The organism is Ensifer sp. R1-3 (genome assembly GCF_056739175.1).
Window position 1 is genome coordinate 91068 of the sequence record NZ_CP096518.1, and the last position, 16829, is coordinate 107896.

16 protein-coding genes are annotated in these 16829 nt (G+C 57.8%); 7 read left to right on the top strand and 9 right to left on the bottom strand.

Annotated elements, in window-relative coordinates; all coding sequences use genetic code 11:
* Positions 1–9: 9 nt before the first annotated feature.
* The 4 genes from M1D43_RS31105 to M1D43_RS31120 form a co-directional block, all read right to left on the bottom strand.
* Positions 10–300, bottom strand: coding sequence for a YciI family protein (locus M1D43_RS31105; RefSeq protein WP_498814820.1), 291 nt, complete (start codon positions 298–300; stop codon positions 10–12).
* A 248-nt stretch (positions 301–548) separates the two neighbouring features.
* Positions 549–1145: an ATP-binding cassette domain-containing protein gene (locus M1D43_RS31110; protein ID WP_498814821.1), complete on the bottom strand. Its 597-nt coding sequence runs from the start codon at positions 1143–1145 to the stop codon at positions 549–551.
* A gap of 20 nt (positions 1146–1165) precedes the next feature.
* Complete coding sequence (locus M1D43_RS31115) at positions 1166–1468, bottom strand: Dabb family protein (protein WP_498815049.1); 303 nt, start codon at positions 1466–1468, stop codon at positions 1166–1168.
* Between the two features lie 402 nt (positions 1469–1870).
* Positions 1871–2944 carry a 2,3-butanediol dehydrogenase gene (locus M1D43_RS31120; protein ID WP_498814822.1) on the bottom strand — a complete coding sequence of 358 codons (1074 nt, stop codon included), beginning with the start codon at positions 2942–2944 and terminating at the stop codon, positions 1871–1873.
* A 134-nt stretch (positions 2945–3078) separates the two neighbouring features.
* On the opposite strand from M1D43_RS31120, the gene M1D43_RS31125 reads away from it, so the two are divergent.
* The 7 genes from M1D43_RS31125 to M1D43_RS31155 all read left to right on the top strand — a co-directional run bounded on the left by M1D43_RS31125 (position 3079) and on the right by M1D43_RS31155 (position 11131).
* Positions 3079–3993, top strand: a complete 915-nt coding sequence (locus M1D43_RS31125; protein WP_498814823.1) for a LysR family transcriptional regulator — start codon at positions 3079–3081, stop codon at positions 3991–3993.
* Between the two features lie 131 nt (positions 3994–4124).
* Positions 4125–4847: an SDR family NAD(P)-dependent oxidoreductase gene (locus tag M1D43_RS31130; RefSeq protein WP_498814824.1), complete on the top strand. Its 723-nt coding sequence runs from the start codon at positions 4125–4127 to the stop codon at positions 4845–4847.
* A gap of 21 nt (positions 4848–4868) precedes the next feature.
* A complete protein-coding gene (locus M1D43_RS31135; protein ID WP_498814825.1) occupies positions 4869–5753 on the top strand; it encodes a beta-keto acid cleavage family enzyme in 885 nt (294 codons plus the stop codon).
* Positions 5754–5910: 157 nt separating this feature from the next.
* Positions 5911–6486 carry an NADPH-dependent FMN reductase gene (locus M1D43_RS31140; protein ID WP_498814826.1) on the top strand — a complete coding sequence of 192 codons (576 nt, stop codon included), beginning with the start codon at positions 5911–5913 and terminating at the stop codon, positions 6484–6486.
* 50 nt (positions 6487–6536) lie between these two features.
* Positions 6537–7466, top strand: coding sequence for a substrate-binding domain-containing protein (locus M1D43_RS31145; RefSeq protein WP_498814827.1), 930 nt, complete (start codon positions 6537–6539; stop codon positions 7464–7466).
* A 13-nt stretch (positions 7467–7479) separates the two neighbouring features.
* Positions 7480–9621 carry a methyl-accepting chemotaxis protein gene (locus tag M1D43_RS31150; protein ID WP_498814828.1) on the top strand — a complete coding sequence of 714 codons (2142 nt, stop codon included), beginning with the start codon at positions 7480–7482 and terminating at the stop codon, positions 9619–9621.
* Positions 9622–9754: 133 nt separating this feature from the next.
* Complete coding sequence (locus M1D43_RS31155; protein ID WP_498814829.1) at positions 9755–11131, top strand: amidohydrolase family protein; 1377 nt, start codon at positions 9755–9757, stop codon at positions 11129–11131.
* A 289-nt stretch (positions 11132–11420) separates the two neighbouring features.
* Here M1D43_RS31155 and M1D43_RS31160 read toward each other — a convergent pair whose 3' ends face one another.
* The 5 genes from M1D43_RS31160 to M1D43_RS31180 are packed head-to-tail and all read right to left on the bottom strand — an operon-like array spanning position 11421 to position 16788.
* A complete protein-coding gene (locus M1D43_RS31160; RefSeq protein WP_498814830.1) occupies positions 11421–12302 on the bottom strand; it encodes a PfkB family carbohydrate kinase in 882 nt (293 codons plus the stop codon).
* Positions 12299–13171 carry a MurR/RpiR family transcriptional regulator gene (locus M1D43_RS31165; protein ID WP_498814831.1) on the bottom strand — a complete coding sequence of 291 codons (873 nt, stop codon included), beginning with the start codon at positions 13169–13171 and terminating at the stop codon, positions 12299–12301. Before M1D43_RS31165 ends, M1D43_RS31160 begins: the two co-directional genes overlap by 4 nt.
* Positions 13168–14142 (bottom strand): ABC transporter permease, encoded by a 975-nt coding sequence (locus M1D43_RS31170; RefSeq protein ID WP_498814832.1) that lies wholly within the window; start codon positions 14140–14142, stop codon positions 13168–13170. The genes M1D43_RS31165 and M1D43_RS31170 overlap by 4 nt, the downstream gene beginning before the upstream one ends.
* The gene (locus M1D43_RS31175; RefSeq protein WP_498814834.1) at positions 14135–15673 is read right to left on the bottom strand and encodes a sugar ABC transporter ATP-binding protein; all 1539 of its coding nucleotides are present in this window, start codon (positions 15671–15673) and stop codon (positions 14135–14137) included. Before M1D43_RS31175 ends, M1D43_RS31170 begins: the two co-directional genes overlap by 8 nt.
* Before the next feature lie 53 nt (positions 15674–15726).
* Entirely contained in the window at positions 15727–16788 is a 1062-nt protein-coding gene (locus M1D43_RS31180) for a sugar ABC transporter substrate-binding protein (protein ID WP_498815050.1), read from the bottom strand.
* Between the last annotated feature and the right edge of the window lie 41 nt (positions 16789–16829).

The following is a 16829-nucleotide window of genomic DNA, read 5'->3' on the forward strand; positions in this document are numbered from 1 at the left end:
GACCGAGGTCTACGTGCGATTGTCCACCCTCATAAGGAACGGGTGGATTTGGACTTCAGCCCAAACGTTCGCTTTGCTGAACGGGTCGTTTGCGTTGAAGTCGACAACGTCCTTCTTCTTTTCGGCTTCGAAAATGAACATCGAGCCGATCATTGTCTCGCCGTCCTCTGCGACCAGGGGCCCGGAGATGACCGTGCTCACTGCGCCGGGCGCTCCGAGATAAGCTTTGTGTGCATCATAGTTGGCGAGCCTCCTCGGAAGGCCATCCTTATGATCGATACAGTGGACTACGAAACGCATGCGCTTCCTCCGTAATGTCTGTGGCAACTATCCTAACTTGCTACCACCGCGTTGAATGACTTCTTGCCAGCCGCTGCGGAGCAATTGCCTTCGTTATGACTTCTTGGAACCGCGTCTTCTCGTCCGCTTTTCCCGTCAAGGAAGTCTGCAACTGCCTTGGCAGCATGCTCACCCTCGTCAATTGGCGACCGCAACTCACTCCCGTACTGGCTGCACGCCTCATGGCGGTCACGCCTTCTATGCTGCAGTTAGAACCGCCCAACACCAGCTTGGACGGGTCGATGTTTGCGCGCTGGGGCGCGACAATCACACCGGCCTGCATGTTGTCCGCCTGTGCTTAGAGGACCTTGATCTTGCCTGCTTCGGACAACGCCACGGGTGATCTTCGCGAGCTTGGCAACGCTCACTTTTCGTGCGGGTTCATTCAGATCGATATGCGCTAACCCGCTCTCGTCAAGTTGACGGCGTATTGTCTCTGCATGACGGGCGCGCCGCAAAAACCCACCGCTCACCCGGGCGCCAATCAGAACAATACTCGAAACCAAGAGATCCGGGGTGACCGAATGGTGTTGGCGACCGCTCGAAATTCGCGGCTGATCCGCCTTCTCCCCCGACCGCAATAGAATGCCGTTGACGTCGATATCGCCTTCGGTCGGAGCGACAAGGCCACCCGGAACTTTGACCAATCTGCTCCTGCCGGCGCCATTCTCGCCACAAAGGACGTGGATTTCGCCAGCCCTTAGCTCAGAATCGATGCTCTTGATTGCGACATGGCCAAGGTAGGTCTTTCGCGGACGACGAAGGTTCAGAATCGTGTTTGCAGTTATCTCAGATCTTTCCGACATGCGCTCCTCCCAAAGCTTCGTCACTCAACAGGATAGTCGACTTGGAAACGTGCAGTGCGGACACCATCGAGTTGCTTGCGGACTTCCAGGTGAGCCGGATGCTCGGCATAGGCAGCGAGTGCCGCTTCATCTTCGAATTCCGAGTAGAGCACGACGTCACATGCATAGGAAACGTGGCTGACATCGATACCGACTTCCAGGCTGCGCAAGCCGGGAATCTGGCCGACCAAGCCTTCGAAGCGCGCCTTGACATCCGTGGCGGCCGCGAGCTTCTGCTCCGAATCCTCCCCGCGCACGTTCCACATCACGATGTGCTTGATCATGGATAATCCTTTAAAAATGCCACGAGCGGTGGGCTTCATGATAGCGCCACACTGGCCCCTCCCGCTTTGACCTGATATCAATACGGCTCGACCTGAGCACTCGCGCGATAGTTCTTGGTCTGAGGGCCTTCTCCACTCCTCGAGCCTCCACGCGAGTTGATCCACCATACGACTTGCACGGCCGGGAAAAAGAGTTGGTCTCGGGAAGGTCTTTCCCGCCTTTCGAGAAGATCGGGTGATTTCTTGGCAAAAAAAATGCGGCTGTCAGTGAACGCAGCCGCTAGGCGGGAAAGTTCGAGGTCGAAAAGTGTTGGAGACTTTGATCAAATTTGGCGATGGGCGTGCCCCGGCTTTACCGGTTTGTCGTTCGTCGCGCGCTTAAGGATGCCGCAGGGGATCCAATCAGTGGCTCTTTGCCGAGACGAGGATCTTCATCTTTCCGCCAGCAGGGTCGAGGAGCCTTTTGAAGCCCCTCTCCACGACATCTTCCATGGGGATTTCGTCATCGACGATCTTTTCAGCCGGAAAGAGGCCAGTCCGCATCATTTCAAAGATCCGCGGCCATATGGTGAGCGGATAATTGAGCGAGCCGCGGAGGGTGATGTCGCGCATCGTCAAATCGAAGGGATCGATCTCCACCTTCACTCCCATAAGCCCGACCTGAACCACAGTGCCCTGTGCTCGGACCGCTTGGATGCACGAATTGAGTGCTCTTGGATTGCCGGCGCATTCGATAGCGACGTCGACGCCGACACCTTCTTCAGTGTTGCTCTTAATCTCGTCGAAAAATCCGTCCGTTGTCGGGTCGAGCAGGATTGCTTCAGATGAAATCTGGCTCAGCCGTTTTTGTCGATTGGCATTCGGTTCGCTGACAAAGATTCGGGTCGCCCCCGCCGCACGAGCCGCCAATACCATCAAGGCGCCGATAGGCCCGGCACCGGTGATTAGAATGCTGCTTCCCGGCTGAACTCCGGCTCGGTCGATAGCGTGCACCGCCACGGCCGCCGGCTCGATCAGGGCGCCCTGCTGATCCGTGATATAATCTGGCATGCGCACCGTATTATATTCGTTGACGATCGCTCGCTCCGCCATGCCGCCCCAAGGCCAACTCAAACCGACAACTGATGCCTTAGGCCCAAGGAAAGAAAGATTGCGACGACCGAAGTAATCGTAGCGCGGTCCGATTTGGGGCTGGATCGACACACGATCGCCCGGCTTGACGCTTTCAACACCCTCCCCGACAGCCACCACTTTAGCCGCAAATTCGTGCCCAAGGATCTGCGGGAGGACCGCGCCGCTATAGGAATTGGGAACCTTGGGAGTGAAGATCGGACCGCTTTCGTATTCGTGCAGGTCCGTTCCGCAGATCCCACAAAAGGTTGGGCCGACCAGAACCTGTCCGTGGCCGATCTCGGTGGGCTCGGGAATTTTGTCCACACGGACGTCATGCTTGTCGTACAAGCGCACTGCTCTCATTGGTTCCTCCACGAATGTCGGCCTTCCATCCCCAATACGCAGGCCGATACATTTTAGCGATAATAGTCTTGAGGCAAATGGGAAAAAGATCGATAATCGAGAAACACTTTCCCACTGGCAGCAAATCAAGACCCATGGACCGTTGGAACGAAATTGAGGTTTTCACTCATGTCGCAGAGCTCGGTAGCGTCAGTAAGGCGGCCGAGGCTTTGGGCATGTCAGTCTCTGCAACAAGTCGCCATCTCATCGCGCTGGAGGAGCGGCTGAAAGTCAGGCTGATCCAAAGGACTACAAGACAATTGTATCTCACCGTGGAAGGAGAAAAGTTTTTCGCACAAAGCAAGGAGTTCTTGCAAGGTATGAAGGAGGCGGAGATCAACATCTCCGATGTCGCGCTCAATCCGACTGGTCTCCTGCGCGTGAGTGCATCCCTATCTTTCTGCGTTCTTCATTTAAACCCAATCATCGCGCAATTCACGAAGGAATATCCCAAGGTGACCTTCGACGTAGTTGCGTCCAATCGCTATTACGACATCATTGAAAATGGCGTTGACGTTGCGATCCGCACACGGCGCGTCGAGAGTGACTCGTCAATCACGATCAGGCGGCTCGCCGAAACCCGCCGCTTGCTCGCGGCTTCGCCCGAATATCTAGCTCGGCGAGGCGTCCCGGCGCATCCGAACGAACTCAAGAACCACGACCTTATTCTTTACACTCTTGCAGACAATTGGAACCAGTTCGCGTTCAGGCGCAATGGTGAAACTTTGACCGTGCCCGTGGACGGGATGATCAACTCGAACGACGGCCAAATCATCGTCAAGGCCGCCCTCGATGGCTTGGGAATCCTGGCGCAGCCTACGTACATAATCGCCGAGCACCTATCATCAGGGCGGCTTGTGCGCGTACTCGATGATTGGGATCTGCCCCGTCTAACGATGAACATCGCCTTTCCGACGAGGGCATATCTTCCGGCAAGGACTCGGCTGTTTATCGATTACCTTGTCCGAAGTTTTAAGGACAGCGACTACGAAGCTCACTGGACCAGCTGAGCTTCCCACATTTCGGGAAGATGTTTCTCTATATTTGATCTTTTTGCCGGCCAGCAACGGTTTCATAGTGATTCTGGATTCGGCTCATGGGAGTGAGTTCGGGTTGAGGGAGTGCAAAAGGAGGAGTTCACATGCGTCTCGAAGGCAAAGTCTGCATCATCACCGGTGCGGCACGCGGTATCGGTCGCGCAACGACTGAACTTTTTGCTAAGGAGGGCGCGAAGGTTCACGCGTGCGATCTAAGTTTTGATGAAGCTTTCGAGGCGGCAAACATTACGACCCATTCCCTCGACGTAACTGATTTCTCCAGTTGGGAAAAGGTCGTGGGAGCTGTCATAGCCAGCGACAGACGGATTGATGTTCTCTTCAACAACGCCGGCACGGTGCACTCCTACGATGGAATTGCAGAAATCTCGATAGAGGATTGGCACACGGTCATCGCCGTCAACCAGACAGGGCCGTTTTATGGAATGAAGGTTGTCATTCCGCATATGAAAGCGTCCGGTGGCGGCTCGATCATTAATACCTCATCGATATGGGGTATTGCTGGCGCGGCGGGGGTTTCGGCTTACACGGCGTCGAAAGCGGCTGTGCGGCACATGAGCAAGAACGCCGCCCTAACCTATGTCGGCGACAACATCCGCGTCAATTCTATCCATCCAGGGATTATCAGCACCCCGATGATCGCGGCGCAAGATGCTGGTATCACCCAATCGATCGTAGATATCACGCCAATGAAGCGGCTCGGCCGACCGGAGGAGATCGCCTACGGGGCACTCTTCCTCGCCAGCGACGAATCCAGCTATATGACGGGCGCGGAACTCGTGATTGATGGCGGCTATACAGCTCCTTGAGAACTAAGCGGGGTCTGCGGAATGTCTTTCCTTCGTCAGGACCGTGTGATCGTCACCTGTGCAATCACGGGCAATCTCACGCGCCCCGACCAGACCCCATTTCTGCCGATCACTCCGGAACAGATTGCAGTCAGCGCCTTAGAGGCCGCGGAGGCAGGTGCCGCCATCGTTCATATCCATGTGCGGGATCCCGAATCCGGGGCCCCGTCGATGTCGATCGACCTTTACCGAGATGTGATACACAGGATTAGAAAGCACCGACCCGACCTGATCATCAATTTGACCACCGGGCCAGGCGGCCGGTTTATCCCTTCAGAGGATGACCCCAAGATTGCCGCGCCCGGCACGACCTTGATGTCGCCAGAGCGTCGTGTCGAGCACGTGGAATGCCTGAAGCCTGAAATCTGCACCCTCGATCTCAACACGATGGTATCGGGCGGCGAGATCGTCATCAACACTCCACGCAACATCCGGATAATGGCCGCGCGCATCCGCGCCGCAGGTGTCCTGCCGGAGGTCGAGCTTTTTGATTCGGGCGACTGCCATCTGGCGCGCGACCTTATTCGCGACCAAACCTTGACTGGGCCGGGGCTATTTTCACTGGTCCTCGGGGTCAAATACGGCTTTGAGGCATCCCCCGAAGCCATGCTCTACGCACGAAGCCTGCTGCCGGATGGCGCAATCTGGACAGGCTTTGGCATTGGCCGAAACGAGTTCCCGATGCTTGCGCAGTCATGGCTGCTCGGTGGTCACGTCCGCGTAGGCATGGAAGACAACATCTATCTGTCAAAGGGCGTGCTGGCCGAGCGAAACGCTCAGTTGGTCGAACGAGCCGTGGACATGATTCGTGATCTCGGCGCCAGTCCCGCGACGACCAAAGAGGCACGCGCCATCCTCTCGCTATGACAGCGCTAGAGGCATTCTGAGTAAAATGTTTCGCCTCCCAAGGCGCCAGTGGTGCTCCGCGTCAACGGTTTTGCCGATCGCGGGGCACCAATCGATTTGGTCCACTCTGCTGGGTGCGGACGACGCCATCACCTACTTGGAAGAAAGGTAATCCAATATGACAAGCGAAACTCCAGTGAATCTGGTTGTGCTTCTGGGCAGCCTGCGCAGTGGATCGTTCCATCGGGCGCTTGCGACGGCACTGCCGGAACTGGCGCCGGCTGGCGTCACGATCACGTTGCTGGGCTCGGTCGGCGACATTCCTCACTACAACGCCGATTTGCAAGCGGAAGGATTTCCAGACGCCGTCAACGGCATGGCGGGAGCGATCGCCGCCGCAGATGGTGTGGTCGTGGTAACACCAGAGTATAATTATTCCGTCCCGGGCGTGCTCAAGAACGCGCTCGACTGGCTGTCGCGCCTGCCGTCCACCCCTTTTGCCGGCAAGCCAGTCTCGGTTATGAGCGGCTCGCCCGGACCAATTGCGGGCGCCCGCGCACAATATCACCTTCGTCAGATTATGGTCTTCCTGGATGCGATCGTATTCACCAAGCCCGAAGTCATGGTCGGCGGCATCAACACCAAGGTCGATGTCGAAGCCGGCACAGTGATCGATGAGGCGACACGCAAATTCATCAGCGACCATCTGCAGGCTTTCGTTCAATTCGTGGGTCGGCTTTCGCCAAAATCCTGATCGGCGGGCGAGCAAGGCCAGGAAAATGGAAAATCACCGGGGACTACTTCATGAAAACGACGCCATTCATGTTACTTGCCACAGCGCTATGGGCATCCTCTGCTCAGGCTGAAACTATCGGCATTTCGATCTCGAAACTCGACACCTTCAAGTCCGTTCTCCTCCAGGGAATGCTGGAACATAGTAAGTCCATTCCCGGGCTGCACGTCGTCCATGAAACCGCGGATGGCGTGAAGGAACGGGAAATTGAAATCCTCAAGAAATTCGTGGCGGACAAGGTCGATGCGATTATCGTCGCTCCCTCGGACGGTGATCTGGGTCCGCAGATGACGAAGATCGCCGAAGACGCAGGTATCCCGCTGGTCTACGTGAACAATTTTCCCTCGAACCAGGCAGACCTACCCCCTACGCAGGCGTTGGTCGCGTCGGATGAAAAGGAATCCGGGACATTGCAGGCGCGAGAAGTATGCCGTCGGCTGCAAGGCAAGGGTGACGTTGTAATCCTGATGGGACAGCTATTTCACGCGGCTGCCAGGATGCGGACAGATGACATCGACGAGGTCTTCGCGACTGACGCCTGCAATGGCATGAGGATCGTAGAGCGCCAGGCGGCCTACTGGTCGACCCAATTCGGTGAGGCGCAGATGGAGGAATGGCTTCGAGCCGGCGTTCGCTTTGATGCCGTCATCGCCAACAACGACGACATGGCGATCGGAGCCATTAAGGCGATCAGGGCGTCCGGGCGCCCGCTCAACGGCATTGTTGTCGCCGGCGTCGATGCCACAAAGGACGCGCTCTCCGCGATGCAAGCCGGCGATATGCAGATCACTGTCTTGCAAAGCGCCGCGGGCCAAGGAGCCATGGCCGTCGATGTCGCGCTTAAGCTCGCCATGGGCGAGAAGGTGCCGCGTGAGAACTACGTGCCCTTCGAGCTGGTGACACGCGAAAATCTGCAGTCCTATTTGTCGAAGGGTCAGTGAAATGGGGACCGCTATGACCGCATGGAAAAAATTGGGAATTAGGGCGCAGATTACTGCTGGTTTTCTCCCGCTCATCCTGCTGCTGACAATTATGTGCATCTCGTCAATTAGCAGCATGAATTCGCTGGCCGAGATGTTTGGATCTTATCGCTCATCCGTAGCCGATACGATGGTAATTTCGGAATACTCTCGGCAACTGCATAAGATCCAATTGGCGTCGGAAGCCTATCACGTAGAACCGACGGACAAAGTCGCGGAGGCCTTTCGTGCCGGGGTCCAGGCATTTTCGGTCGACGACGACCGTATTGCCAAGTCGGAAGAGTTGACGAGTGGGCTTAAGGGCATCCGTAGCGACGTTGCTGCCTACAGCGATGCCTTCGAAAAGATTGTAGCTCTCCAGCAGAAACGCAACGACGTTATCTCCAAAGTCACTGAGTTTGGGCCTTGGACGAGCGTTGCCTTGCGTGACGTGATGCGCAGTGCTTGGCGCCAGAGTGATCTGCAGACCCTGTTTGCCGCAACTCAGGTTCTCGTGGCGCTGGACAAAAGTCTCTACTACTCGGAGAGGTTCATCGGAGATGGCGAACTCTCTGACTATACTGTCTCGCAAGCCGCACTTGCGGATGCGGTCACGCTTAATAAGGCGGTATCTGCCGCGGTAGCGAATGAACTGCAGAAGACTCGGGTCGACGGCGCTTTGGTCCTGATGAACAATTATTCGTCAAGACTTACTGAGGTGAAGGATTTGCTCGCCGCCTCCCGCGACATCCGGGAAAAGCAGCTCGACGTCCTCGCACCGAAGATTGCACAGGCCTTCGAGAACCTGCAGGTCGCCATCACCGAGAAGCAGAATAAACTGGACAACGCTGTCAGTTCGACGGTCAGCGCGGCCAAGAATGGAACGATCGTCACCGGTACAGCGATTGTCATACTCGGTCTCGCGCTCGCTTACGGGATCGGTCTGCTGATTTCGACGGCGATTCGTAAGCTTGCAACAACAATGGAGCGGCTATCGCACGGCGACGAGACGGTTGTCATCGAAGGCGTGGAGCATCGCCACGAGTTGGGAGCCATGGCTCGATCTCTCCGGGTTTTTCAGGAAACCGGACGCGCCAAGCTGGTTGCGGAGGCGAACGCCGAAAGGCAACGTCTCGCGGCAGAAGCAGACAGGCTCGCGGAAGAGCGCCGACGCCTGGAAGACGCCGACATCATGCAGGACGCTTTCGGCAAAATCTGCACGGGTCTAGAGCGGCTGTCGCGCGGCGATCTTACGGCCCGCATCGGCGAGGTTGACGCGCGCTACACCATGATCCGTGATCAGTTCAACCAGTCCGTCCAGAGCCTCGAGGAGACGATAGGTTCTGTCGTCGTCGCCGTCACGACGATCCGCGCGGGGCTGAGCGAGATCTCGGCCGCCTCGGACGATCTCGCGCGACGTACAGAACAGCAGGCGGCATCGCTCGAGGAAACCGTCGCTGCTCTTGGGGAAGTTACCAGAGGCGTCAACGGGACCGCCGAAAGTGCTCAGGGCGCACAACAAGCGGCCTCGACGACGCAAGACAACGCGGAACGCGGCGGCGAAGTTGTTGCCCTGGCGGTGGATGCAATGACCGCCATTCAGACTTCTTCCGAGAAGATCGAAAGCATCATCGGTGTGATCGACGATATCGCCTTCCAGACAAACCTCCTGGCGCTGAATGCCGGGGTGGAAGCCGCAAGGGCTGGAGAGGCCGGGAAGGGCTTTGCCGTTGTTGCGCAGGAAGTTCGCGAACTCGCACAGCGCTCTGCCACTGCCGCGAAGGAGATCAAGAATCTGATCTCAACCTCGACAGAGCAGGTCTCATCGGGTGTCAAGCTCGTCAGCGCTTCGGGCAGTTCGCTCAACGATATCGTTCGTCAGATCGATCGTATGAGTGAGATCATCAATCTGATAGCGAGCGGCGCGCGTGACCAGGCGAACAGCTTGCGAGAGGTTTCCGTGGCAGCCGACCAGATGGACCGGGTCACGCAGCAAAACGCCGCGATGGTTGAGCAGACGACGGCTGCGGCAAGAACGCTATCGAATGCAACAGAGGAACTAGCCCATATGGTCAGTAGATTTCAGCTGCGGTCCCATGCATCAACAGTCGTTCCCTATCGCGCGAAGGCGGTTTGACCGGCGAGCTGAAACCATGTCGTAGAGCGCCTAGTGATTGGCCTTTCCAGCACTGCCAGGTGTAGGAAAGGCCGCAGTCGCGTATGGCTCTGAATTTACTTGCATCACTGTCGCTGGTTGCTCGGGAGTACCGATGGGAACGCCTAGATACACGATTTGGAAGAATGCGATTATCCTCTCCATGGATACGCGGGTCGGCGACTTTTGGTCAGGCGATCTGCTGATTTGTGACGACAAAATCGCAGCCGTGGGTTCAAATCTTGAGGCCCCAAGCAGCTCAAAAATTGTCGACGGAAAGGGAAAGATCCTCATTCCGGGTCTTGTAAATTGCCACATGCATACTTGGCAAACGGCTCTTCGGGGGTTGGCCGCGAATTGGACGCTGTTTGAGTATTTCAAATGGACGCATCGCGGCTTGGCGAAAGCGTATCTCCCGAAAGATATTCACATCGCCACATTGGCCGGAGCCTTGGGACAAATCAATGCCGGCACCACCACGCTTGGTGACTGGTGTCACAACAACCCCACGCCTGCGCACACTGATGCCGCGGTCGAAGGGTTGGTGGAAAGCGGAATCCGGGCTGTTTTCCTCCATGGGTCACCTAAGCCGGATCCGCGTCCCGGGGAGCCCCACTTCTCGGAAATTCCTCATCCACGTACCGAAATCGAGCGTCTCCTGAGTGGACCGCTTCGGCGACCAGATGGCCTCGTCACGCTCGGAATGGCGATACTAGGTCCGCACTATTCCACACTTGAGGTCTCCCGCGCCGACTTCAAGCTCGCACGAGAGCTCGACCTGATCGTCTCCATGCATTCCGGTGGTGGTGAACCCAAAGCTTCCGGAGGATGGGAGATCCTCGAGCGGGAGGGTCTGATCGGACACAAAACTAATATTGTCCATGGCAACGACTTGACCGACGACCAACTGGCTCGGTTCGTAAGTGCCGGCGCAACCTTCACGATCGCTCCCGAAAATGAAATGACCCAAGGCCACGGGTGGCCTATCACAGGGCGCGTGCTTAAAGCGGGAGGCACACCCTCCTTCGGCGTCGACATCGAGTCGCTCGTGTCTTCGGATATGTTCGCGGTTGCGCGCATGGCGATCGGATGCCAGCGGGCCCTCGACAATGCGGACTTCCGGCGACAGACCGGAGGCATCCTCGAGACGTCATCCATCACGACGAAGCAGGCGCTCGAGTGGATTACGATGGGCAGCGCAAAGGCTTTGGGTTTGGACAGTCAGATCGGGTCGCTGACGCCTGGAAAACAAGCAGACATTGTCAGCATCGATACGCTGGTCTGGAACATGCATCCGGTCCACGACCCGTATTCGTCGGTGGTCATGCAATGCAATGCGGGGAATGTCGACAGCGTAATGGTCGCCGGCAAATTTCTCAAGCATGGCGGCCGCATGATGCGGTCCGATGCCTCAAGTATTTGGGAGGGTTTGGCGGCGTCAGGTGCTAGGATCGTAGCGGAGCTCGATATACCCAGACCGGTGCGCGTTTAATCGCCTTGGACGAGTTTAAGCCCTCCAAATCGCCGGCCGGACCACGAGATTTGGTGCGCGAACAGTGCCGTTGGCTGGTCGCGACGGATGCTGCGAGGGATTGCGCGCTCGCAGGTCAACGCCGTCGTCATTTGGCGGCGCTCCGCTCCGCTGCAGCTTGGATGTCGTACTATGCGGCCCGTCACTTGAGCCCGCAGAAATGACGACCGCGTGTTTTTCCGCACCCATTTTCGTCGTCCTGCTGGCCGTGTGCTGCTGAAGATGCCGCGCACGCTTCATTGCTTCTCGCCTACTCGCGAGGCGAACTCACCAATATCGCAGCCGCCTCGTTCGCTTTGGCGATGGCGACCTCGATCGGCGAATTCATTGCGATGCGTGCAGCCAGAACTCCAATGAACTCGTCGCCGGCGCCATGCGTACTGACAAGTTCGACCTCAATCGCCGGAACTGCCATTTCACCGCCGGCACGTTCCACGAACGCAACGCCGTCGCCGCCCGCCGTAACCACCGCGACCGGATACTGTTCTGCAAGTTTCCGTGCGGCCAAGAGGGCACCCTCAAGAGAATCCACGCGCGGAACGGCTGCGAGTGCCTCGGCTTCCACGGCGTTGGCAACGACAATATCAATATATGGCGCAAGATGGACCGACGGCGCGCGAGCGGGAGCGGCGTTCAGAATAACTGTTCCGCCCGCCTGCTTCATAGCCGCCGCGGCAGCCACATTGGCTTCGTCCGGAACCTCGTTCTGGAGGACCAATACTGAGTTCGGCTTAAAGAATTCGGCGGCAGCGTTGACGTCCTTTTCCCCAAGCTGCGCATTGGTCCCAGAGACAAAGACTGCTCCGTAGTCGCCCTCTGAGTCAAAGATCGCTACGCTCATGCCGGAGGCCGCTCCATTCAGGGTCCGTACAAAGCGGCAGTCTACGTTGTGCTCCTCCAGGTTTTTCGAAAGGGCCCTGCCGAATTCGTCATCGGCAACTGCGCCGATCATTGCCGTTGCGACGCCATGCTTTACCGCAGACACAGCCTGGTTGCCGCCCTTGCCTCCGCACTTCGGATACCACGCCGATCCGGCTACAGTCTCGCCTTTGCGGGGCCGGTGCGGGCCTTCCACGATGATATCGTAATGGAGACTGCCGAACACGATGACAGCAGGAGAACTCGATGTCATAGAAACTTGTCTTTCCGTTTGGAGGCGACCGCAGCCATCGTCTTCGAAAGGTTCTTTTCAGCGGCTCGATAGTCGCGCTGGGCGACCGCGACGAAAACCGCGTCCAAAATGTTAAGCTGCGCAATGCGCGCTGCGGCGTTCTCGCCCATCAGCGGCGAGCCCTGCGCGGTCGAGCAGAGCACAACGTCGGAATGTTGGGCCAATGGCGAGGCATTGTAGTTGGTGATCGCTATCGTCCTCGCCCCGTTTTTCCGCGCAAGCTGGATCGCTTCAATGACCGCGACCGTGTTGCCGGAATGGGAGAAGCCAATTGCAATGTCGCCCTCGCCCAATAGCGATGCCGACATAAGCATCATGTGGGAATCGTCGAAGACCTGCGCCCTCACACCGATCCTGAGAAACTTGTGCGCCGAGTCCCGCGCGATCTGGGCGGATCCGCCCACACCGTAGAAGTCTCGGTTGCGCGCACCATGAATGAGATCGGCAGCCCGGTCGAAGGCCTCCACGTTCATGATGGAAAGCGTCTCTTCCAGTGCATGGATCGACGTCCGGAAGACCTTCTGGATGATTTTTTCCGAGGAGTCCTCCAGGGAAAGCTCCTGGTGCATTTCCGCCGTTGGCAGCCGATTATACTGAGCTACCGCGTTGCGAAATTCGCGGTATCCCGCGAAACCCAGCTTCTTCGTAATCTTGACGACCATAGCCTCGGAAACGCCTGCTTCCGTCGCGATTTCCTTCAGCGACGTCTCATCGTCGAAGGTTCGCAGTGCGAATACTGTCTCGACAACGCGCGCTTCCAACGGTGTCAGAAGCGGCATCATCATGCGTATCCGTGGGCCGACGGCCTTCAGATCAGTTTCCAGGCTCATCCACGTCCCCTCGTCAGGCGATCAATCATCATCGCGACGAGAATGATAAGGCCGGTCGCAAGCAATTGATAGAAAGCCTGGACGTTCATCAACGTCAAACCGTTGCGCATAGCGCCGAGAATGATCGCCCCGAGGATGGTGCCGATGACGCTACCCTTACCGCCCATGAGCGAGGCTCCGCCGATTGCTGCCGCGGCGATGGCGTCCAGCTCCCAGAGGTTGCCGAGAATCGGCTCCGCAGCGCCAAGGCGACCGATGAGGATCAGCGACGCAAGGGCTGCAAGGGTGCCCGAGATGACATAAGCTGTGACCTTGGTGAGCGCGATCGGAACGCCGGCCACGTAGGAGGCTTCTTCGTTGCCGCCGACAGCCAGGAGGTATTCCCCGATTGGTGTTTTCTTCAGCAATACCCAGGCGAGTATGGCAACCACGGCAACGATAACGACCGAGTTCGGAATTCCCGCGAGCGAGCCGTTGAAGATGCTGCGAAAGCCCTGCGGGATTCCGAGGACGGGATTACCGCCCGTATAGATGAGCGCGATGGCTCGGTAGGTGCTGAGCGTTCCGAGCGTCACGATGAACGGCTGTAGGCCAACATACGCAACGAGAACGCCGTTCACGAGGCCGCACACGACGCCGATTGCCAGACCTGCTGCGATTGCGAGCGGAATCGGGAAGCCAGCCACCATAAGGGATGCACTGATGACGGCGGCAATCGCGGCAGTTGGGCCTACGGACAGATCGATGCCCCCGGAAATGATGACCAGTGTCATGCCCAAGGCCAGGCAGGCATTGATGCTCGACTGCTGCAGGATGTTGATTAGATTTCGTTCCGAAACGAAGCCTGGGACGAGAACGGCGAAGACCGCCATAATGAGGATAAGGCCGATCAGCGTTCCCGCATCACGCACAGAAAACGACGAGAAGAGCTTGGACGAGCGCGCGGGTGCGCCGGTTGTAATATCAGACATGCGAACGCTCCTGCTCGGAGGATTGAGTTTTTGCGCTGGCCTCGCCGACGGCATGCGCCACGATGTTCTGCTCTGAGAGCTGGCCACGCTCGAGTTGTGCCGCGATCTTTCCGTTGCGCATCACGACAACGCGGTCGGATAGGCGCATGACTTCCGGGAGTTCCGAAGATACGACTATGATTGACCGCCCCTCGGAAGCGAGTTGCTCGATCAGATGATAGATTTCGGCCTTGGCGCCGACATCAATACCGCGAGTCGGCTCATCAAAGAGCAGGAGTTCGGAGCCCGCAACGAGCCAGCGCGCGATGATGGCCTTCTGCTGATTGCCGCCCGAGAAGAGTTTAATGGGACGATCGATCTGGAAAGGTCGAAGATTGACGCGCTTGAGAAGATCCGTAGCGGTCTTGTCGATCTGGGCATGCCTGACGAGACCGCCGCGTGAGAACTGTCCAAGACATGGCAACGCCATGTTTGTCGAAACGGGGCGGATGGGAATGATCCCTTCACGCTTGCGCTCTTCCGGTAGGAGGCCAATTCCAGCTCGAATGGCCGAACGCGGCGTGCTGAGCTTCAACACCGTGCCGTCGAACTTTACGGTGCCGGAGGCGATCGGGTCGACGCCAGCGAGCAGTCGAAGTAGTTCCGTACGACCGGAGCCGACGAGGCCGGCGATGCCAAGGACTTCGCCCCTGCGCACATCAAATGAGATGTTATTGACGTGCGTGGTTGCCGAAGAAAGGTCTCGGACTTCGAGGCGGACTTCGCTTGCGGCATGAGAATTGTGCTCCTCGTGCATCAGCTCGCGGCCGACCATCATCGCGATGACCTCCTTCTCGGGCGTTGTCTTCAAGTCGACCACGCCGACGACGGCGCCGTCGCGCATGACGGTGCCCCGATGGCAGATCCGGAAGACCTCATCCATCTTGTGCGAGACGTAGATGATCGAAACGCCGGCTGACGCGAGCTTTTCGATGACAAGAGCAAGGCTGTCGAACTCGGCAGGTGTCAGGCTGGACGTTGGTTCGTCCATCGCGATTATCTTGGCATTGTCGAGCAACGCGCGCGCTATTTCGACGATCTGGCGCTGCGCGACCTTCAGGTTCTTGATGGGCTGCGACGGATCGATGGAGGGGTCGATCATCGCAAGAACCTCGGCTGCCCGCCGCTCCTGCTCCCGCCTGTTTACCAGAAGGCCGCCCGCCGTTTTGATCGGGTGCCCAAGAAACATGTTCTGGGCGACCGTGAGGTTGGGCACCTGCTGCAGTTCTTGGTGGATCATCGCGATCCCGGCAGAGCGCGCATTTTCGGGCCGCTTGAACTGGGCTTCGGTCCCATCCACGTAGACTTCGCCCCGTGTCGGACGAAACACGCCGGACAGGATGCGCAAAAGGGTTGATTTGCCGGCACCATTTTCGCCGAGCAATGCGTGGATCTCGCCCGGCATGATGTCGAAGGAGACGTTCGAGAGCGCCTTGACGCTCGTGAATTCCTTCGTGATGCCTTCGAATTTCAATCGTGGTGTGGATGCCATCTCAGTATACTCGATAAGAGCGAGCCGGGCGCATTGCCCGGCTCGTGTTTCGGTTACTGCGCGCTTGCAGCGTCCTTCAAGAGGACCTCGCGCACCTTGCCTTTGTCACCCTGGTAGTTGGCGAAGTTGTCCTTCGTGATCAGGGCCTGCGGCGTTGCGACGACGCGCGGCAGCTTCTGGCCGGCAACCAGGCGAAGCGCGGTTTCCATGGCGACCTCACCCGTCAGAACCGGGAAGCTGTCGACGGTGCCGGTGAGTTCGCCAGCCTGAATAGACTTGTAGGCGTCGGAGATGCCGTCGGTGCCGAACACGGCGACCTTGCCGAGCAGGTTGGCAGATTTCACGGCTTCAACAACACCAAGTGCCATTCCATCATTGTTGCAGTAGAAGCCGACGAGATCCGGGTGCTGCTGGAGGATGTTCGTCGCAGCGTCGTAGGATTGCTGGCGATCCCAGTTCCCGGGAACGCTTGCAACAACCTGGAACTTGCTGTTCGCGCCGATCGTCGACTTGAAGCCATCCGTGCGCTGAACGGCTGCGTAGACGCCAGCCTGGCCTTCAATGATGGCAACCTTGCCGCCTTCGGGACGATTCTGGATGAACCACTTGGCGACGCGAACGCCGTTGTCGCGCTGGACGTTGCCAACGTAGTGCTCAGCCTGCGGGATAACAGCGTCATTGACGTTGACAACCGGAATATTCGCTTCCTTGGCCTGCTCCATGACGGGCTGCAGATTGGCGTCGGTCTGTGGCGAGACAAGGAGAACGTTGAAACCCTGGGTGACCATACCTTCTGCGATCGTCAGCTGACCGAGCTGGTCGCCTTCGCTTTGGGCCGCCTGATAGGCGACCGTGACCCCCACTTTGTCTGCGAACTTCTGATAGCCTTCGCCGAGCGACCGCCAGTATTCGTTGGTCAGCGTCTTCGAAACACCACCAGCCTTTGTGCCTTCAGGAGGCTTGGGAAATGCGCCATACTTAGTCTCGAGCTCTGACCAGTCGACGCGGTCTTTCTCGCTATCAGAATTTAGGGGGGCCAGTTCTTGAGCGAAGCTTGCGGTAGCCCAAAGCGTTGCCGCCAGTCCTGCAGCAATTGCCGTCGTCATAAATCTCATAATCGGTTCCTCCCGGGTGGGTCGTTGAGTAAGTGGCCTTA